Below are 16,598 nucleotides of genomic sequence, written 5' to 3'. Positions count from 1 at the left end.
CACCCCAGCGACTCCCGTCCCCTTCTCCGCCGGGTGGCCACGCTGCTCGGCCTCGTCCTCTCCCTCGCCGGCTGCCAGGGCCGGGACACGGACTTCGCCCCCGAGGACCCCTGCTCCACCAGAGACTGCGGCACGCCCGAGGTCCCCATCGTCCGTCCCGAGGGCAGCCTGCGCATCGCCGCCTTCAACGTGCACCGCTTCTTCGACACCGTGTGTCACTCGGGCCAGTGCGGTGGGAGCAGCTACGAGGCGCTGCCCTCGGATGAGGCGTTCGCCGCCCAGGCCGACCGGCTCGCGAGCGCCATCGACGCGCTCGACGCGGACGTGGTGCTGCTGGGCGAGGTGGAGACCCAGGCCTCACTCGACGCGCTCACGGCGCGGCTGCCGCGATACCAGGACACCGGGGCCATCCGCCGCTCGCTGCTGGGCGAGACGGGCGGCACGGCCTCCGTGGACGTGGCCGTGCTGTCCGCCCACCCCATCATCTCCTACCGCGGCCACCGGGACCGGGTGCTCACCCGGCCGGATGGGAGCACGACGCGCTTCTCCCGCGAGCTGCTGGAGGCCCACCTGGACACGCCGGGCGGCAAGACGGTCGTCTTCTCCGCGCACTTCCGCTCCAAGGTGGATGACGACCCGGGCCGCCGCTACGCCGAGGCGGATGCGGCCCGCGCCATCGTCGCCGACGCCGTGCGGGAGTCCCCCGGCGCGCTCGTGGTGCTCGGAGGCGACCTCAACGACGTGCCCGGCTCCGAGCCGCTCGACGCCCTGGAGCGGGACGGGGTGCTGCTGCGCGTCTCCAGCGACCGGCCGGCCAGCGAGACGTGGACGTACTCCTACTTCGGGGACCGTCAGGCCATCGACCACCTGTACCTCGCCCGGGACGGAGGCGCCTACGTGCCCGGCTCGTTCAAGGCCGCGCGCGACGCACGAGGCGGTTACGGCGGCTCGGACCATGCCGCCGTGTCCGCGGACTTCCTGCCGGCGCGCTGAGCCGTCAGGCCTTGACGGGCACGGCCTGGATGTCCAGCTCGATGTCCACCTTCTCGCCGACGAGCCACCCGCCGTTGTCGAGCGTCTTGTTCCAGCGGATGCCGTAGTCCGAGCGGTTGATGGTGGCGCGCGCCGTATAGATGAGGCGGGTGTTGCCCCACGGGTCCTTGGACGTGGCGGTGTGGCGCGCCTCGAACGCCACCGGCTGGGTGACGTTGCGGATGGTGAGGTCTCCCAGCAGCCGGAAGGAGGAGCCGCCGGTGGGCTCCACCTTCGTGCTGCGGAAGGTGAGCTTCGGGGCGTTGTCCGCGTCCAGGAAGTCCGGCGAGCGCAGGTGCGCGTCCCGGTCCGGCGCGCCCGTGTAGATGCTCGCCGTGTCCGCGCTGACCTCCACCTCACCCAGCGTGGGTGAATCCGGATTCACCTTGAGTGTGCCGGAGAGCCGCTCGAAGCGGCCGTGGACGCGCGCCACCACCATGTGGCGGGCCACGAAGAGGATGGAGGAGTGCGCGGGGTCGATGTTCCAGGTGGTGACCGACGAAGGCATGGCGAGGACTCGAAGCTGAAGTGAACGACCTGAACCTGCTTCTAGGGGGCGCCGCGTCCCTCGTTCAAGGGCGGAGCGCGGGTTTCGCCGGGCCTGTCACGCAGTGGAACCTCGACGATGAAGGTGGCGCCCCTGCCCTGCTTGCTCTTCACGGAGACGGTGCCGCCGTGGGCCTCCACCACCTGCCGGGCAATCCACAGCCCCAGGCCGAAGCCGCCGTACTGGCGCGCGGACACCGCCCGCTCGAAGCGCCCGAAGATGCGCGCATGGTCCACCTCGGCGATGCCGATGCCGCCATCCTTCACGGACAGGCGCGCCGCCCCGGCCACGCGCTCCACGCGCACCTCGATGGGCGTGCCCGCGCCGTACTTCACGGCGTTCTGCAGGAGGTTGGTGACCACCTGGTCCATGCGCAGCCGGTCGAAGCGGCCCGTCAGCGGGACCTCCAGGTGGAGCGTCAGCGAGGAGCCCACGCCCTCGATTTCGTCGCGCAGCCGCGACACCGCGTCCGCCACCAGCGCGCCCAGGTCCACCTCGTCCAGCGACAGGTTGAGCCGCCCCGAGGCCAGCTGCGACACGTCCAGCAGGTTCTCCACCAGCGCCGTCAGCCGGCTCACCTGCTTGCCCGCGGAGAGGATGCGGTCCCCCACGTGTGTGCGCGCCTCCGGGCTGAGGTTGCGCTCGATGAGCTCCAGTTGCAGCCGGAAGGCCGTCAGCGGCGTCTTCAGCTCGTGGCTCGCCACGGAGAGGAAGTCGTCGCGCGCGCGCACGGCCTCGCGCAGGTGTGACTCGGCCACCTCGTGCCGCAGCACCTCGCCGCGCATGCGCGACAGCTCCATGGCCGAGCGCGCCCGCGCCACCAGCTCGCGCGCGGAGAAGGGCTTGACGAGGTAGTCGTCCGCGCCGGCCTCCAGCCCCTCCACGCTCGCCTCCTCGCCCGCGCGCGCCGACAGCATGATGACGGGCAACAGACGCGTGCTCGGCTCCTCGCGCAGCGCCTTGAGCAGCCCGAAGCCGCCCAGCCTCGGCATCATCACGTCCGTCAGCACGAGGTCGAAGGGGCCCTGCCGCGCGAGGACCTCCAGCGCCGCCTCGCCGTCCTCCGCCGTCACGACGTCGAACACCGTGCCGAGCACGCGCGCGATGTACTCGCGCATGTCCGCGTTGTCGTCCACGGCCAGCACGCGTCCGCGCCTCGCGTCGCCGTCCGCGCCCTCCACGCGCGGCGTCCGCGCGGGGGTGACGCCTCCCTCACCGCGGTCTGGCAGCCAGCGCAGCGCCTCCTCGACGAAGGCGGCGGGCCGGGTGGCCGTGGAGTCCTGGCCTCGCGTCGCGCGCAGCCGGTCTGCGGGGAGGTGGGCGCTGCCCAGGGGCAGCGTCACGGTGAAGGTGGTGCCCTGCCCTTCCTCGCTGTCCACGCGCACGTCGCCGCCGTGCAACCGCGCCAGCTCGCGCACCAGCGACAGGCCGATGCCGCTGCCCTCGTGGGTACGCCCGCGGGAGCCCTTCACGCGGAAGAAGCGGTCGAACAGGCGCGGCAGGTCCGCCTTCGGGATGCCCGTGCCCGTGTCCTCCACCTGGAGGACGGCCTGCCCGCCCTCCTGACGCACGCGCACGGAGATGGAGCCCTCGAAGGTGAACTTGAGCGCGTTGGACAGGAGGTTGAGGACGAGATTCTCCCACAGCTCACGGTCCACGAAGACGGGCTCGGGCAGCGGCGGGCAGTCCACCGTCAGCACCAGCCCCGCGCGCTCGATGGCGGAGCGGAAGCCGCTGGCCAGGTCCGCCGTGAGGGACGACAGGTCCGTGGGCTCGAAGCTCGACTCGATGCGCCCCGCCTCCAGGCGCGAGAAGTCCAGCAGCGTGTTGACCAGCCGGAGCAGCCGCATGGCGTTGCGGTGCACCAGCTCCAGCTCCTTGCGCTCCGCGTCCCCCAGGCGCCGCGACGCGAGCAGGTCCTCCACCGGTCCCAGCATCAGCGTGAGCGGCGTGCGGAACTCGTGCGACACGTTGCTGAAGAAGGCCGTCTTCACCCGGTCCAGCTCGGCCAGGGCCTCGGCGCGGCGGCGCTCCTCCTCGTGGGCCCGCGCGTTGCGCAGCGCCACCGAGACCTGCCCGCCGAGCAGCTCGAAGAAGGAGTGGTAGCCCTCGTCGAGCGCCCGGTTGGGGCTCACCCCCAGCACGAGGACGCCCAGCGGCGCGGCGTTGCCCTCGGAGGCCAGTGGCATCACCAGCGCCGTGCGCACCGCGTCGCCCCAGGGGCCGCCCGTCAGCGCGACGCGGCGCTCGACGTCGTCCACCCGCACCGTCTCGCCCGCCAGCGCCCGGGCGACCGGCCACACCGCGTCACCGTCGCTCGCGAGGTCCACGGAAGGCGGGCTGACGCCGTCGTCCTCCGGCAGGCCCAGGGCGCCGACGCGCACGAGCCGCTGGCCGTCCGGCGCGCGCAGGTAGAGGAGCGCGAACGGCACGTCCAGCGGATTGCCCGCGATGGCGGCGATGGCGTCCTCGCAGGTGCGCTCCACGCTGCGGGTGTCCCCGGCGCGGGCGGACAGGTCTCGCAACAGGCGCAGGCGCCGCTGCGAGAGCACCTGCTGCGTCACCTCGGTGCACACCGCGAGCATGCCCACCACCGCGCCGGAGTCGTCCTCCGCGGGGGCGTGGGACACGTCGAAGTAGGACTCCTCGCGGTAGCCCGAGCGCTCCAGGAGCAGCAGCAGCGCCGGCAGCCAGCTCGCGACGCCGGTGCGCATGACGTCCTGGATGACGGGGCCCAGCGTGTCCCAGGCCTCGGCCAGCGTGACGCGGATGTCGATGCCGAGCGCGGCCGGGTGCTTGGAGCCGATGAGCTTCGAGTAGCCGTCGTTGTAGAACTGGGTGAGGTGCGGCCCCCAGGTGAGAATCATGGGGAAGCGCGAGGCCAGCATCGTCTTGACGAGCACCTTGAGGCTGCGCGGCCAGGTGGACGGCGGGCCTACCGGCGTGGACTCCCAGTCCCGCGCACGGATGAGCTCGCGCAGCTCGCTGTGGCCTCCCAGGGCATCCAGCCAGGCTTCCCGGGCGGACCCCGCTCCCCCGTTCCCTGGCGCCTCGTCCCTGGCTCGCTCTTCCATCGTCCTCGGTCTCCCTCGCAGGGTCGCTGCCAACCCGACGTCTCGTGCGTCCTCTTGGACCTACAGGTGCCCGCGGACTCGCGGGTACATGCGTAATTCGCGGAGGACACAGCCGCTGCCCCGCAGGGCACCCAGGCGGCTGCGCGGTGCACCATCGTGAAAGTCGGTGTCATGTTCCGAACTCCAACGGCTGTCCACCCGGATGAGAGCGCCGGCCGGGAAGACAGGCGGAGGGGTGCACGTCAGGCCAACACGCTCCGTGCGAGTCGGGTGTCCGGGGGCTGCTCCCTCGGATGTCAGGTGCCCGCGATGGCTCGCGTCGCTCGCGGCATGTCTCCCGCGAGCCGTCAGAGCAGCACACGCCCCCGGCGCTCGAAGGCCTCCCGCCAGAGCTGGAAGGTGGCCTCGTCGAGCTCCTCGCGGCTCAGCTCGCGAAACCAGTCGAGCCACCAGTCCGGCTCCGGGTTGACCTGGGCGAAGACGTGGCTCACGAGCTCCGCGTCCTCGCGGTTCGAGCCGGCGGCCGGGTGGGCCCGCGTGTCGAAGTCTCCGATGACGACGTCGGCGTAGCGCAGGAACCACTGCAGCGCGAAGCCCGCCCGCTTCGTCATCGGGAACGGCACGCTCCGAATCACGCCGAGCATCGTCTCGTGGAACTCCCGCTGGGAGCTTCCCTCCGGGAACTGGGACAGGAACTGCTCGTCGCTTTCGTAGGCCAACCGCTTCACCTCCCGGGGCCATGGTGGCCCCGGGCGCCCACATCCATCAAGCTTCCCCTTCCCATGCGTCCCACCATCGCGGTCATCAACGGCGAGCAGTACTGGCAGAGCTACTTCCCCGACTGTGACGTCGTGCCCCGGCGGCTCCAGGACTCCGCGTGGGTGCTGCGCGACGGCGAGCTGTGGTGCATCAACCGCGAGGCCGCCCTCCGCGTGGACGGCGTCTTCTGGCGCGTGGGCGCCATCCGGCCGGACCCGCGCCACCGCACGGTGCTGGACGTGCTGCGCCTGAGCGGTGTGCCCTGCGTGAATCCCGCGGCCACGCTGGCCCGGTGCCAGGACCGGCTGTCCATGCTCGCCGAGCTGCGCGCCGCGGGGCTGCCCGTGATTCCCTTCGACGTGGCGCTCGGCGACGACATGGTCCGCCGCATCGCGCGCCCCACGCCGTTCGTCGTCAAGGTGGGCAACCACCACGGCGGCTACGGCAAGGCGCTCGTGCGCTCCGAGGCCGAGTGGTTCGAGGTGGCGGACCTGCTGTTCGCCGCCAACGACTACGCCGTCGTCGAGCCGTTCATCGACTACCGGCGCGACGTGCGCTGCCTGGCCATCCGAGAGTGCTTCTGGGCCATGTCCCGCGAGGGCGCGGGCTGGAAGGCCAACGTCCACACGCGCAAGCACCAGGTCATCGACCCGCCCCGGGAGCTGGTCGAGTACACGCGCCGCGCCCGGGAGCACCTGGGCGCGGACATCGTCGCGCTCGACTTCCTGGAGACCCAGGAGGGCGAGTTCGTCCTGCTCGAGTGCAATGACACCCCGGGCCTGTCCGGCTTCCCCGAGCTGCTGCGCGAGGAGCTGGCGGAGTGTCTGCGCGAGCGGCTGCGGCGCTGACGGAGCGGCTTCCTCTACGCGGCGAGGAAGCCGCCGTCGACCGCCAGCGGCGTGCCGGTGACGAAGCCGGCGGCATCGGAGCACAGCCAGAGCGCGGCGCCGGCGACCTCCTCCTCGGTGGCCATGCGCTTCATGGGGTGCTCGTTGACGAGCGCCTGGACGACGTCCGGGACGTACGCCTCCGCCTGCCGCATGGCCGGCGTCCGGGTGACGCCCGCGCAGAGGGCATTCACCCGGATGCCGCGCGTGGCGTACTCGAGCGCCACCGAGCGCGTCAGGCCCACCACCGCGTGCTTCGACGCGACGTACGCGTGGTGCGCGGGCCGGCCCGCGAGGCCGTAGATGGAGCTCACGTTGACGATGGCGCCCCCGCCCGACGCGAGCATGGCCGGGATTTCGTGGCGCATCGCCAGCCAGACGCCTCGGGCGTTGATGGTCATGACGTTGTCCCAGACGTCCTGGTTGGCCTGCTCCAGTGGCGCCAGGTCGCCCCCGGCGCCGGAGCTGTTCACCGCGAAGTCGAGCCGGCCGAAGTGCTTCACGGTGGCGTCCACGGCGTGCTTCACGGAGGACTCGTCGGCCACGTCGGTGGAGACGAAGAGGACTCTGGCGCCCTGGGCTTCCAGCTCGGCGCGGGCCTTCTGTCCGGCGTCCTCGCCCCGGGCGGCGAGCACGACCGCGGCGCCCGCGCGCGCGAAGCCCCGGGCGGTGGCGAGGCCGATGCCGGAGGTGCCTCCGATGACGAGGGCGACCTTGTTGGAGAAGTCGTAGGCAATCACTTGCGTTTTCCTTCCGCGCCCAGGCCGTCGCGGATGAAGAGGACCGTCTGCTGGGCGAGGGCCCGACGGCGCCTGGAGTTGAGGCGCTTGCGGAGGTTGTCCGAAGCGAGGACTTCGTGGAGCTCGGCGCCGAGCTCCTGGAGGATGACGTCCGTGAGGCCCGGGCCGATGAGGGTGGAGACGAAGCGCGTGGCCACGTCCAGGTCGGACGTCTTCAGGTCCCCGCTCGCGGCGCCCTCGGCGAGGACGGCGCGCAGCTCCGCGAGGCCGGCGTCGCAGATGGCCTTGTAGAGGCCGCGGACCTCCACCACGGCGGTGGGCGCGGCGGCGGAGGCGGAGAGCCGGGCGAGACGCGGGTGTTCCACGAGGAAGGCCATGCCCCGCTCGATGAACGTCTCCAGGCGCGCCCAGAAGTCCTCCTCCCGGGGCGCGGCGCCGATGAACTCACGCTTGCGCCGGGGGGCCTCCTCGGTGAGCAGCCACCGGTACAGGTCCAGCTTGTCCTCGAAGTACTGATAGACGCTGCCCTTGGGGATGCTCGCGCGGCGGGCAATCTGCGACAGCGACGCCTCCGTGTAGCTGCGCTCGGAGAACTCGATGATGGCCTCGTTCACGAGGCGCTCGCGGCGCTCCTCGGGGAGGCGGAAGAAGGTGTTGGTTGGCATGCGACTGCTCGGTCATATGACCGCGCGGTCGCATTTGCAAGTCCAGGTCACCGCCGCTACGGCATCCTCATCCGGCCTGGTCCACCCAGGGGGCGATGCGCTCTCCCGGCTGAAGGGGCGTCCTGCGGTAGTGGTACGCCATCCCGTACTCAATCCGGAGCCGACAGGCACAGACGAAGAACACCCCTCCCGGAGCATCCGGCGTCTCGAAGACGAACGTCGACAGCTCCGGGTCGCTCCGCAGGTGGGCCGGCGCCAGCGCCTCGTGCGCGGACGCCAGCCGGAGGCGAGGCGATGAGAACTCCCTCGGCAGGTTCACGTGGGCGAAGTCCTCGAAGACCAGCTCCACCTGGTGGTAGTACGAGAGGTCTTCACTGCCCACCACGTACAAGCTCCCCGCCTGTATCCAGCGCAGCCCGAAGTCCTTGACGTTCGTCTCGGCGACGAAGGCATTCAGCTTCCGCAGGGCGTCCGGGTCCACGCCCGTCACGCCAGGGGCTCCGTCTCCGCGAGGAACCGCCGCATCGCGTCCGGCATCCAGCGGAACACCGTCTTCTCCCGCGCCAGGGCGCCAATCCGCGTGTAGAAGGCCCGGGCGGAGGCGTTGTCCGGGCGCATCTCCCAGCGCACCGGCATCCCCTCCGCCGTGCCCACCTCCGCCAGGTGCCGCATCAGCGCGCGCCCCAGCCCCGCCCCCCGCACGCTCGCGCGCACGTACAGGTCATCCAGCCGGATGACCCGCGAGTTCGCCCAGGTCATGAAGTCCACCGTGTACGTCGCGAACCCCACCGCCCCTTCCGGGCCCTCCACCAGCGCCGCGCGCAGCAGCGGAGGACGCGCCCCGAGCGCCTCTCGCAACCGGGGTTCCGTGGCCGACATGGATTGAAGGCTTTCCTCGTGTGTCGCGAACTCGCGGAGCAGTGCCAGCAGCACCGGTGCATCCGCCTCGGAGGCGGGACGCACCTGGAAGGACGGGGCGGTCTTCTCTTGGGACATGCGGCCTCGCATCCCACGCGGTGGTCACGCTGCCAAGTGGCTGGCCACGCGGTTGGCATTTTGCCAAGCGGCTGACCGCGGGGGATTCTGGAGACCACGGTCAGGCGGAGAGGGGGAGCCGTACCGTTGAGTCCTTCCTCAGCACTCGTGCCGCCGCCGTGACGCCTCGTTTCGGAGCCACGCCCCGCATGCGGATCGCCGTCATCGCCACGTACACGCACCCCACCCGGCTTCGCGTCAAAGAGCCCTCCATCATGCAGTCCTCCGTGCCGGAGCTCATCGCCGGCCTGTGCCCCGAGCACGCGGAGGTGGAGATCTTCAACGAGAAGGAGACGGACATCCCCCTGGACCGCCACTGGGACCTCGTTTTCTTCTCGTACCTGCACTCCTACTACGAGCACACCAAGGTGCTCTCCACCCTCTTCCGCCAGCGCGGCATGAAGACGGTGGCCGGCGGCCGCCACGCCAGCTACTTCCCCGACGACGCGAAGGACTACTTCGACGCCGTCATCACCGGCGAGCCCGAGGCCAACGTCCCCGCCCTCATCGAGGACTTCGAGAAGGGCCAGCTCCAGTCCCTCTACAACCGGCCCTCGCTCGGCGCCGCGGCCATCCGCCCGTACCGCTACGAGCTCATCGACTTCACCCACAACAAGCTGCGCCTGCCCGGCATCGAGGCGTCCCGCGGCTGCCCCTTCTCCTGCAACTTCTGCGTCCTCACCGGCAATGAGCGCTACCGCTACCGGCCCATTCCCCAGGTCATCGACGAAATCCAGACGCGCATGCGCTGGAACCCCAACTTCCTGGGGCTCATGGATGACGCGTTCATCTTCCTCGACAACAACCTGGGCGGCTCGCCCAAGTACCTGCGCGAGCTGTGCGAGGCGCTCATCCCCCTGAAGAAGACGTGGGGCTGCGCCCTCACCTTCAACGTCCTCAAGGACGAGGCCCTCGTGAAGTTGATGGCGAAGGCCGGCTGCCGCTACGTGTACACGGGCCTGGAGTCGCTCAACCCCGAGTCCCTCAAGGCCATGAACAAGGGACAGAACAAGCTGGCCGAGGTGGACGCCGTCATCCGCCGTGTCTTCGCCGCCGGCATCCTCCTGTCCTTCGGCCTCATCGTCGGCTCGGACGGCGACACCAACGAGTACCTGGAGAAGCTGCCCACGTACCTCGCGGACCTGAAGTACTTCTCCGTCACCTTCCTCGGCATCGTCTGTCCGTACCCGGAGACGCCCTTCTTCCGCGAGCTGCAGGCCGAGGGACGGCTGCTGCCCGGCACCATCAGCCGCGACTACGACGGCTACACCCTCTGCCACCGGCCGAAGCACCTCCACCCGTCCGAGGTCGTGGAGCACTTCAACCGGCTGTGCCTCGAGTTGGGCAGCCTGCCCAACATCGCCCGGCACTACTGGTCCAAGCTCACGATGAGCGACATACCGCGGTACAAGCAGACGATTCTCTTCTCCGGGCCGGAGATTCTGAGCATCCGCAACCCGGTGAAGAACAAGGCGCGGCGGTACATCGCCGGTCAGGACGCGCTGGAGGAGTGGGACGCGCGGCAGATGCAGGCGCTGGGCTTGCGGCCGCAGCAGCTCACCGGGCCCGCGACGGGCACGGAAGGCGCGACGGCCCACCGTGCCCTCACGTTGGCCACTACCGGGTGATGGCGTCCAGGATGTCGTCACGCATCTGCCGGCGGATGTCCAGGAGGCCCTCGTTGGGGAAGGGCATGCCGTCCAGCACCTCCAGGGCGATGCTGGGATAGAACGGGTCCCTGCGGACCTTCGGCGTCGCGAAGGCATCCAGCGTGGCGGGCACGAGGTAGCGCGGCACCCGCGTTCCGGCCGGAGCATCCTCGCTCATGAGGATCCACTCGAAGGTGCTCGGCCGGCTCATGTAGTCCACGAACCTGCGTGCCGCCTGCTCGCAGGCGCCGGTGCAGCGGACCGACAGGAAGTACGAGTCCGTGAAGAGGATGGGACGGTCGCCCTCGCCCAGGGGCGCGGAGGACAGCTTGATGTCGGACGCGCTCTGGCCCTCGGGCAGGTTCTTCAGGATGGTGTGCAGGCGCTCCGAGTAGCCCAGGGTGGCGTCCGCCTGCCCCTGGGCGAAGAGCGTCGCGGCCAGGTCGAAATTGTCGCTGTAGGTGCCGTCCACGCAGGGGTTGGCCCCGTTGGTCTCGCAGGCCTGGGTGACGCGGCGCAGGCCGTCGAGCGCGCTCGGGTCATAGTGGGACGTGGTGACGGCGGACTCGATGCGCCTCGCGCCGTTCGTGTCCGCCCAGGCATCGAGGTACAGGGCGGGCAGGTTCCAGCTCCCGAGCAGGTCCCCGGCGATGTCGGGCGCCGGCGTCTGCCGGGCCTCCAGCGCCTGGAGCAGGTCGCTCACCGTCCTCGCGCGGCGCACGTCCTCGTCGCGCGAGATGACGAAGTGGCCGCAGAGCCAGTGGGGAATGCCGTAGAGCTTCCCCTGGTGGAACGAGGAGGCGATACCGGCGGGGTGCCAGAAGACGTTCTCCGGCAGCCGGGACCACGGCCTCACCGCGCCGGTGGCGACGAGCTCTCCCAGAATCACCGTGTCCGTCTCGATGACGTCGTAGGCGCACTCGCCCTCCCCCTTCAGGGAGCGCGCAATCGTGGACGGCTCGTAGAAGTCGTCCTGGAAGCACGAGGGGTTGAGCACGAGGTCGACGTCGGGATGCTGCTGCTCGAACTCGGTCTCCAGTCGCGTGAGGAGGGATGCGAACTGATCACCCGCCGCGTCTGGAATGTAGGGGTAGATGGGGACGCGCAGGGTGACGCGTCCTTCCGTCTGGGCTTGCGCGGTATGGGCACCGGCGAGGGAGAGGACAGCAGCCGTCAGGATTCCCAGGGACTTCGATGCATGTGCGCTCACGTGAATGGACCTCCGGATGTCAGGGCCGCGAATGCAGACCTGTCTTCAACCAGCAAAACAGGAATAGCATGAGCGGGTGACTACGGGGTCCGCGATAGGGCTCGCAGCCGGGCCTGGACGTTCCGTCGGCTCTCGATACTGAGCGCGGGACGCTCCACGAGCTGGAGGTACTTCTGGTAGCGGCGCCGGGCCTCCGCCTTCCGGCCCTCGTCCTCCGCGAGCCGTCCGAGGCGGTACTGGGCGTCCGCGATGAGTCCCCTCGCCCACCGGAGTCCCTCTCCGCACTCGCCCGTCGCCAGTGTCTCGGGCCGTGTCCGGGTCAGCAGTTGGAAGAGCCTCCGGGCTTGCCGCGTCTCACCGCAGGCCGCGGCGGCCGTGGCCAGTCCGAAGCGGACCATCGGGCACCTGGGGGCCAACCCGTAGGCCTTTCGCTGGAGCTGGAGCGCCCCGCGGTACCGGCGCTGCTCGTAGACGGCTTCCGCCAGCTGCGAGATGAGCCAGTGGTCCTCCGGACACCGTCGTAGAACTTCCCGGAGGAACCGTTCCGCCTCCTTCCATTCCTGCTTCGAGAAGTGCCGTTCCACCTGCCGTGAGACGCGGCGTCTCTCGGCGACCGTCAGGTCCGCGCCGGTCCGGGTGGCAGTCGTCTGAGGCTTTATCCTGGCGTTCATGATGGCCAGCGACGCGGCAGGACCCGATTCATGACACCGGGCCGTGTGTCTTCCTTCAAACGGCCGCTACCGCCTGCTCCGCCGTGGCGGACTCCGCCTCCAGCCGCTCCACGCGCCGCAGCTCCGCCTGCGTGCCAAGGACGGTGAAGATCTGCCTCGCCTGGGCCAGGAACTCCGCGCGCCGGTGCGGCAGCGCCACCGCCGCGTCGTAGTACGCCACGCCCAGCTCCCAGCGGTTGGGCGTGGCCTCCAGCACCTTCAGCGCCCGCAGGAACAGCGGCTCCGCCGCCCTGCCCCCACGCTTCAGCGCCTTCGCCCGCGCCGTCACCCGCAGCGCCGGACCCCGGAGGTACGGATACATCTTCCCCAGCGCCCGCGCCTTGAACGCGCAGCGCCGGACAATGGCCCAGAGCTGCTCCTTCGGCACCGACGTGGCCCCCTGCTCCAGCGCGAAGAGCGCCCCCTCCGCCGCGTCCACCAGGCCAATCTGCAGGAAGGGCACCAGCACGTGGTAGCGCCACAGCGCCTCGTCCGCACGCACCGCCATCAGCGCCGCCTCCTCCACCTGGTGCTCCCGCACCGCCACATTCACCAGGTGGTTCAGGCTCGCGCACTGGTTCGCCAGGTCCTGCACCTCGATGCTGATGCGCAGGCCCTCCTCCAGCTCCGCGCACAGCTCCGCCACGTCTCCATCACCACGCAGGTAGCGGCACATGGGCACCCACGCGTGCGACCAGCCCTGGTGCATCAGCGCGTTCAGCGCCACCCCCACCCGCCCCATCTCCCGGAACGCCCGCTCCGCGTCCTCGAAGCGCGAGGTCAGGAACTGGCTCGTCGCCAGCATCATCAGCCCCGTCTGCACCTCCCACATGTCCCCCACCTGCCGCAGCATGGCCACCGCCTGCTCGCCATACTGCGTGGCCCGGGACTGCTCGTTGGTGAAGATGTGCAGCGTCGCCAGCCGGCTCAGGGCGATGCCCTCCGCCCCCGTGTCCCGCGAGCGCCTCGCGTGCTCCAGCGCCCGGTGACACCACTTCGCCGAGCGCCCCAGCAACCCCGAGCCGAACAGCAGCGAGCCGTAGTAGCTGCTCGCCAGGCTCATCCCGTACTCGCTGCGCGAGCGCTCCGCCATCGTCGCGGCCACCAGCGTCGCCCACGTCAGCTTCCCGATGTCCGCGAAGTAGTAGATCTTGATGAGCGAGATGAGCGTGGACAGCTGCTTCAGGTACAGCGGCAGCCGCGCGCCCAGCGGCCGCACCAGCCAGGGGAACAGCCCGTAGAGCAGGTGCAGCCCCAGCGCCAGCACCGTGCGCAGCGCCAGCGCCGCCAGGTTGCGCGGCATCGTGCGCCCCATCAGCACCAGCGCTGTCTCCAGCTCCGAGATGGCCCGCGTCGACTCACCCTTCTCCTGGTGCGCGCGCCCCAGCCCCAGGTGGATCTCCGCCTTGGCCGACTCCTGCTCCTCGTCCGCGAGGCACTGCTCGAACATGTGGATGGCGCCGGCGTAGTTGCCCGCCTGCAGGAGCGTCTCCGCCAGCTCCTGCATCACCTTGCGCGTCTTGAGCAGCACCTCTTCCGGGGGCAGCGCCAGCGTGCCGCCCAGGATTTCCATGGCGCGGTTGTAGTGGTGGATGGCGTCGTCGTTGGCGTACTGCTCGCGCGCGCTGCGCGCCGCCATCAGCGTGTACTCCAGCCCCTTGACCTCGTCGTTCCCGGCGAGCGCGTGGTACGCGAGGATACCCGCCGACTTCGCCGCGTTGTCCCCCGCCCGCGCCTCGATGAAGTGCGCCATCCGGCGGTGCAGGTCCTCGCGCGCGGACACCAGCAGCGTGTTGTACGCCACGTCACGGATGACGATGTGCTTGAAGATGCACGTGAAGGGCTCCTCCATCTCCAGCAGGATGAGTCCCAGCTTCGTCAGCGTGTCGATGGCCTCGCGGATGCGTGCCTGGGAAATCGAGCCCGGCGCCAGCTCCGCCACCGCCTCCAGCGTGAAGATGCGGCCGATGACTGAAGCCACCTTCACCACCAGCTTCTCCGTCTCGCTCAGGAGGTCGATGCGCGCCAGCACCACGTCCTGGATGCTGTCCGGCAGCTCCAGCGCCTGGAGCCCGCGCTTGCGCTCCATCCGCTCGGCCCCCGGTGACACCGGGCCCAGGTAGCCGCCTTCCACCAGCCCCTGGACGATGGACTCCGCGAAGAACGGATTGCCCTGCACCTTCGCCAGCAGCATGTCCTCCAGCGCCGTGTCCGGCGGGTCCATGCGCAGGTGCAGCCGCAACAACGCCCGCGTGTCCTCGTCGTCCAGGCTGGACAGGTCCATGCGGTGCAGGCCGGGCAGCCCCTTGAGGTTCTTCAACGGGTCGCCCGGCCGCATCGTCACCAGCAGCGTCACGCGCAGCGAGCCCAGCCGCGCCGCCACGTACTCGATGAGGTCGACGGAGATGTTGTCCGCCCAGTGCAGGTCCTCGAAGAACAGCAGCAGCGGCGTCTGCCGGGACTGCTTCTCCAGGAGCTGGAGGATGATCTGGAAGACCTTCTGGTTCTTCTGCCGCGCGTCCAGCTCGCGCGTGACGGGCTCCTCCTCCAGGGCCACGCCGAGGATGCCAGCCAGCACCGGAATCCACTCGGGGCCCGTGTCCTCCAGGCCCTCGAAGCCCTGGCGGAGCTGCACCACCTGTGTGTCGAGGTCGTCCCCTTCGTGCAGCCCGAAGACCTGGACCAGCACCTCCTTCCACGGGAAGAAGGGGGTGAACATCTCGTACGAGTAGCAGATGCCGTAGAGGCTGCGCGCGCCCCGCTCCTCCGCCTCCTCCACCACCTTGGCGCCCAGGCGGGACTTGCCGATGCCGGCCTCGCCGGACACCACGCAGATGCGGCCGCTGCCGGTGATGGACTCCTCCACCGCGGTGCGCAGCGTCTCCAGCTCCCCGCGCCGGCCGACGATGTCGCCCTTGCCCTTGATGAACAGGCTGCGGCGCACCTCCGCCTCGAGCCGGTACACCGGCACCGAGCGCGACACGCCCTTGAGCTTCGCGTTCTCCACGAAGGCGGTGTCGAAGCCGTTCTGCCGCAGCTTGCGCTCGGTGTTCTGGTCGACGTGGATGCCCGTGCCCCGCGCGTGCGTCATCAGCCGGGCGGCCATGTTCACCACCTCGCCCAGCGCGGAGTAGCCCTTGCGCCAGGGCGAGCCCATCTCCCCGAAGTAGGCATGCCCGGTGGCGATGCCAATCTGCAGCTCCTGCACGAAGGGGAAGTTGTCGCGCTCGCGCAGAATCTTGCACGCCAGCCGGCTGGCCAGCACCTCCTTGCTCTGCAGGGCCGTGGGCGCGCCGAAGATGACGTAGAGGACGTTGCCCTTGTCCGTGAAGTCCGTCATCAGGAGCACGCCGCCGTGGTGCGCGCTCTCGCGCTGGACGTACTCGTAGAAGGCGTTCAGCTCGCGGGTGAATTCCTCCGCCCGGGACGGCGGGCTCGCGCTGGTGAAGCGCAGGAAGAAGCAGGTGAGGTCTCGGAAGTCCCCGCTGCTGAACTCCTGGTGCGCGGTGGTGATCTTCGTGAAGAGCACCGGGTGCAGCAGCAGCGCGCAGCGGCCGATGAGGTCGTCGCCGCCCGCCAGCGCGAAGGCCGGCGGCGGCCGGGACGGGAGCGGCGCGGACTGCTCCAGGCGGAAGGCCCCGTCTCGCGCCTCGCCCCGGCGCACGCCGTCGGGCAAGAGCGCCCAGGCCTCGGCGCTCAGCACCACCTCGCCCACCGTGGCCTGCTTCTCCGCCTTCACCGCCTGCTCCAGCGGCTGGCCGATGAGCGCCGGGTGCATCCACATGCCCGTCGTGCCCAGCACGATGCGGTGCGACTCGCCGAAGCCGATGCCGATGCGCGACGACACGCCGAAGCGCTGCCCCATCAGCTCCAGCTGGGCGAAGCGCGCCAGCCGCCGCTGCACCCCTAGCGCGCAGCGGGCCGCGCGCTGCACCACCGCCGAGTCATCCTCGCCCGGCGAGGGCTCGAAGGCGGCGAGGATGGAGTCCCCGGCGAATTGGTAGATGTCGCCGCCGTGGTCCTTCACGACGTCGATCATCTCCGTGTAGTAGCTCGTCAGGAGCCGCTGGAGCGCGTCGATGCCGCGAGGCCCTCCCCCGCTGAGGCTGACGACGATGGGCGTGAAGCCCGCGATGTCCAGCAGGAGGATGGCCCCCCGCACCGGCTCCACCGACGGCAGCGCGTGCGCCTCGGTGTGCTCCAGCCGGCGGAGCACGGCGCCGGGGATGAACGGCACCAGCGAGGCGAGGATGGGGTCGGGGTTCGCCGGCAGCATGAGCGCGCTCGCTA

General features: G+C 70.3%; 13 protein-coding genes. 3 read left to right on the top strand and 10 right to left on the bottom strand.

All coding sequences use genetic code 11. The annotated features are described in order from the left end of the window. Positions 1-993, top strand: a 993-nt coding sequence (locus HG543_RS27485) for an endonuclease/exonuclease/phosphatase family protein (protein WP_211194207.1), incomplete at its 5' end; no start/stop codon positions are given. Positions 994-997: 4 nt separating this feature from the next. On the opposite strand, the gene HG543_RS27480 is transcribed toward HG543_RS27485, so the two are convergent. From HG543_RS27480 to HG543_RS27470, 3 genes are all read right to left on the bottom strand, one after another. After that, entirely contained in the window at positions 998-1,540 is a 543-nt protein-coding gene (locus tag HG543_RS27480) for a YceI family protein (protein WP_169347839.1), read from the bottom strand. Positions 1,541-1,581: 41 nt separating this feature from the next. Further along, a complete protein-coding gene (locus HG543_RS27475) occupies positions 1,582-4,653 on the bottom strand; it encodes a hybrid sensor histidine kinase/response regulator (RefSeq protein WP_169347838.1) in 3,072 nt (1,023 codons plus the stop codon). A 347-nt stretch (positions 4,654-5,000) separates the two neighbouring features. Further along, positions 5,001-5,372 (bottom strand): hypothetical protein, encoded by a 372-nt coding sequence (locus HG543_RS27470; protein WP_169347837.1) that lies wholly within the window; start codon positions 5,370-5,372, stop codon positions 5,001-5,003. Positions 5,373-5,435: 63 nt separating this feature from the next. Between HG543_RS27470 and HG543_RS27465 the strand changes: the two genes are divergently transcribed. After that, positions 5,436-6,260, top strand: a complete 825-nt coding sequence (locus HG543_RS27465) for an ATP-grasp domain-containing protein (RefSeq protein ID WP_169347836.1) — start codon at positions 5,436-5,438, stop codon at positions 6,258-6,260. Between the two features lie 14 nt (positions 6,261-6,274). On the opposite strand, the gene HG543_RS27460 is transcribed toward HG543_RS27465, so the two are convergent. The 4 genes from HG543_RS27460 to HG543_RS27445 form a co-directional block, all read right to left on the bottom strand. Continuing rightward, complete coding sequence (locus HG543_RS27460) at positions 6,275-7,039, bottom strand: SDR family oxidoreductase (RefSeq protein ID WP_169347835.1); 765 nt, start codon at positions 7,037-7,039, stop codon at positions 6,275-6,277. Then, complete coding sequence (locus tag HG543_RS27455; RefSeq protein ID WP_169347834.1) at positions 7,036-7,704, bottom strand: TetR/AcrR family transcriptional regulator; 669 nt, start codon at positions 7,702-7,704, stop codon at positions 7,036-7,038. Before HG543_RS27455 ends, HG543_RS27460 begins: the two co-directional genes overlap by 4 nt. 67 nt (positions 7,705-7,771) lie before the next feature. Further along, positions 7,772-8,194, bottom strand: coding sequence for a hypothetical protein (locus HG543_RS27450; RefSeq protein WP_169347833.1), 423 nt, complete (start codon positions 8,192-8,194; stop codon positions 7,772-7,774). Continuing rightward, a complete protein-coding gene (locus HG543_RS27445; protein WP_169347832.1) occupies positions 8,191-8,700 on the bottom strand; it encodes a GNAT family N-acetyltransferase in 510 nt (169 codons plus the stop codon). Before HG543_RS27445 ends, HG543_RS27450 begins: the two co-directional genes overlap by 4 nt. A gap of 188 nt (positions 8,701-8,888) precedes the next feature. Here HG543_RS27445 and HG543_RS27440 point away from each other — a divergent pair, with 188 nt between their 5' ends. Continuing rightward, the gene (locus tag HG543_RS27440; protein ID WP_169347831.1) at positions 8,889-10,367 is read left to right on the top strand and encodes a B12-binding domain-containing radical SAM protein; all 1,479 of its coding nucleotides are present in this window, start codon (positions 8,889-8,891) and stop codon (positions 10,365-10,367) included. On the opposite strand, the gene HG543_RS27435 is transcribed toward HG543_RS27440, so the two are convergent. The 3 genes from HG543_RS27435 to HG543_RS27425 form a co-directional block, all read right to left on the bottom strand. Then, positions 10,357-11,598, bottom strand: coding sequence for a type 2 periplasmic-binding domain-containing protein (locus HG543_RS27435; protein WP_211194206.1), 1,242 nt, complete (start codon positions 11,596-11,598; stop codon positions 10,357-10,359). The genes HG543_RS27440 and HG543_RS27435 overlap by 11 nt on opposite strands. Positions 11,599-11,678: 80 nt before the next feature. Then, a complete protein-coding gene (locus HG543_RS27430) occupies positions 11,679-12,269 on the bottom strand; it encodes a tetratricopeptide repeat protein (protein WP_169347830.1) in 591 nt (196 codons plus the stop codon). Between the two features lie 55 nt (positions 12,270-12,324). Continuing rightward, the gene (locus tag HG543_RS27425) at positions 12,325-16,584 is read right to left on the bottom strand and encodes an AAA family ATPase (RefSeq protein ID WP_169347829.1); all 4,260 of its coding nucleotides are present in this window, start codon (positions 16,582-16,584) and stop codon (positions 12,325-12,327) included. Between the last annotated feature and the right edge of the window lie 14 nt (positions 16,585-16,598).

The sequence above is a fragment of the Pyxidicoccus fallax genome, assembly GCF_012933655.1.
Lineage (GTDB): Bacteria > Myxococcota > Myxococcia > Myxococcales > Myxococcaceae > Myxococcus > Myxococcus fallax.
The sequence above is the reverse complement of the archived record's forward strand: the minus strand, read 5'-3'. Positions and strand labels throughout refer to the sequence as shown.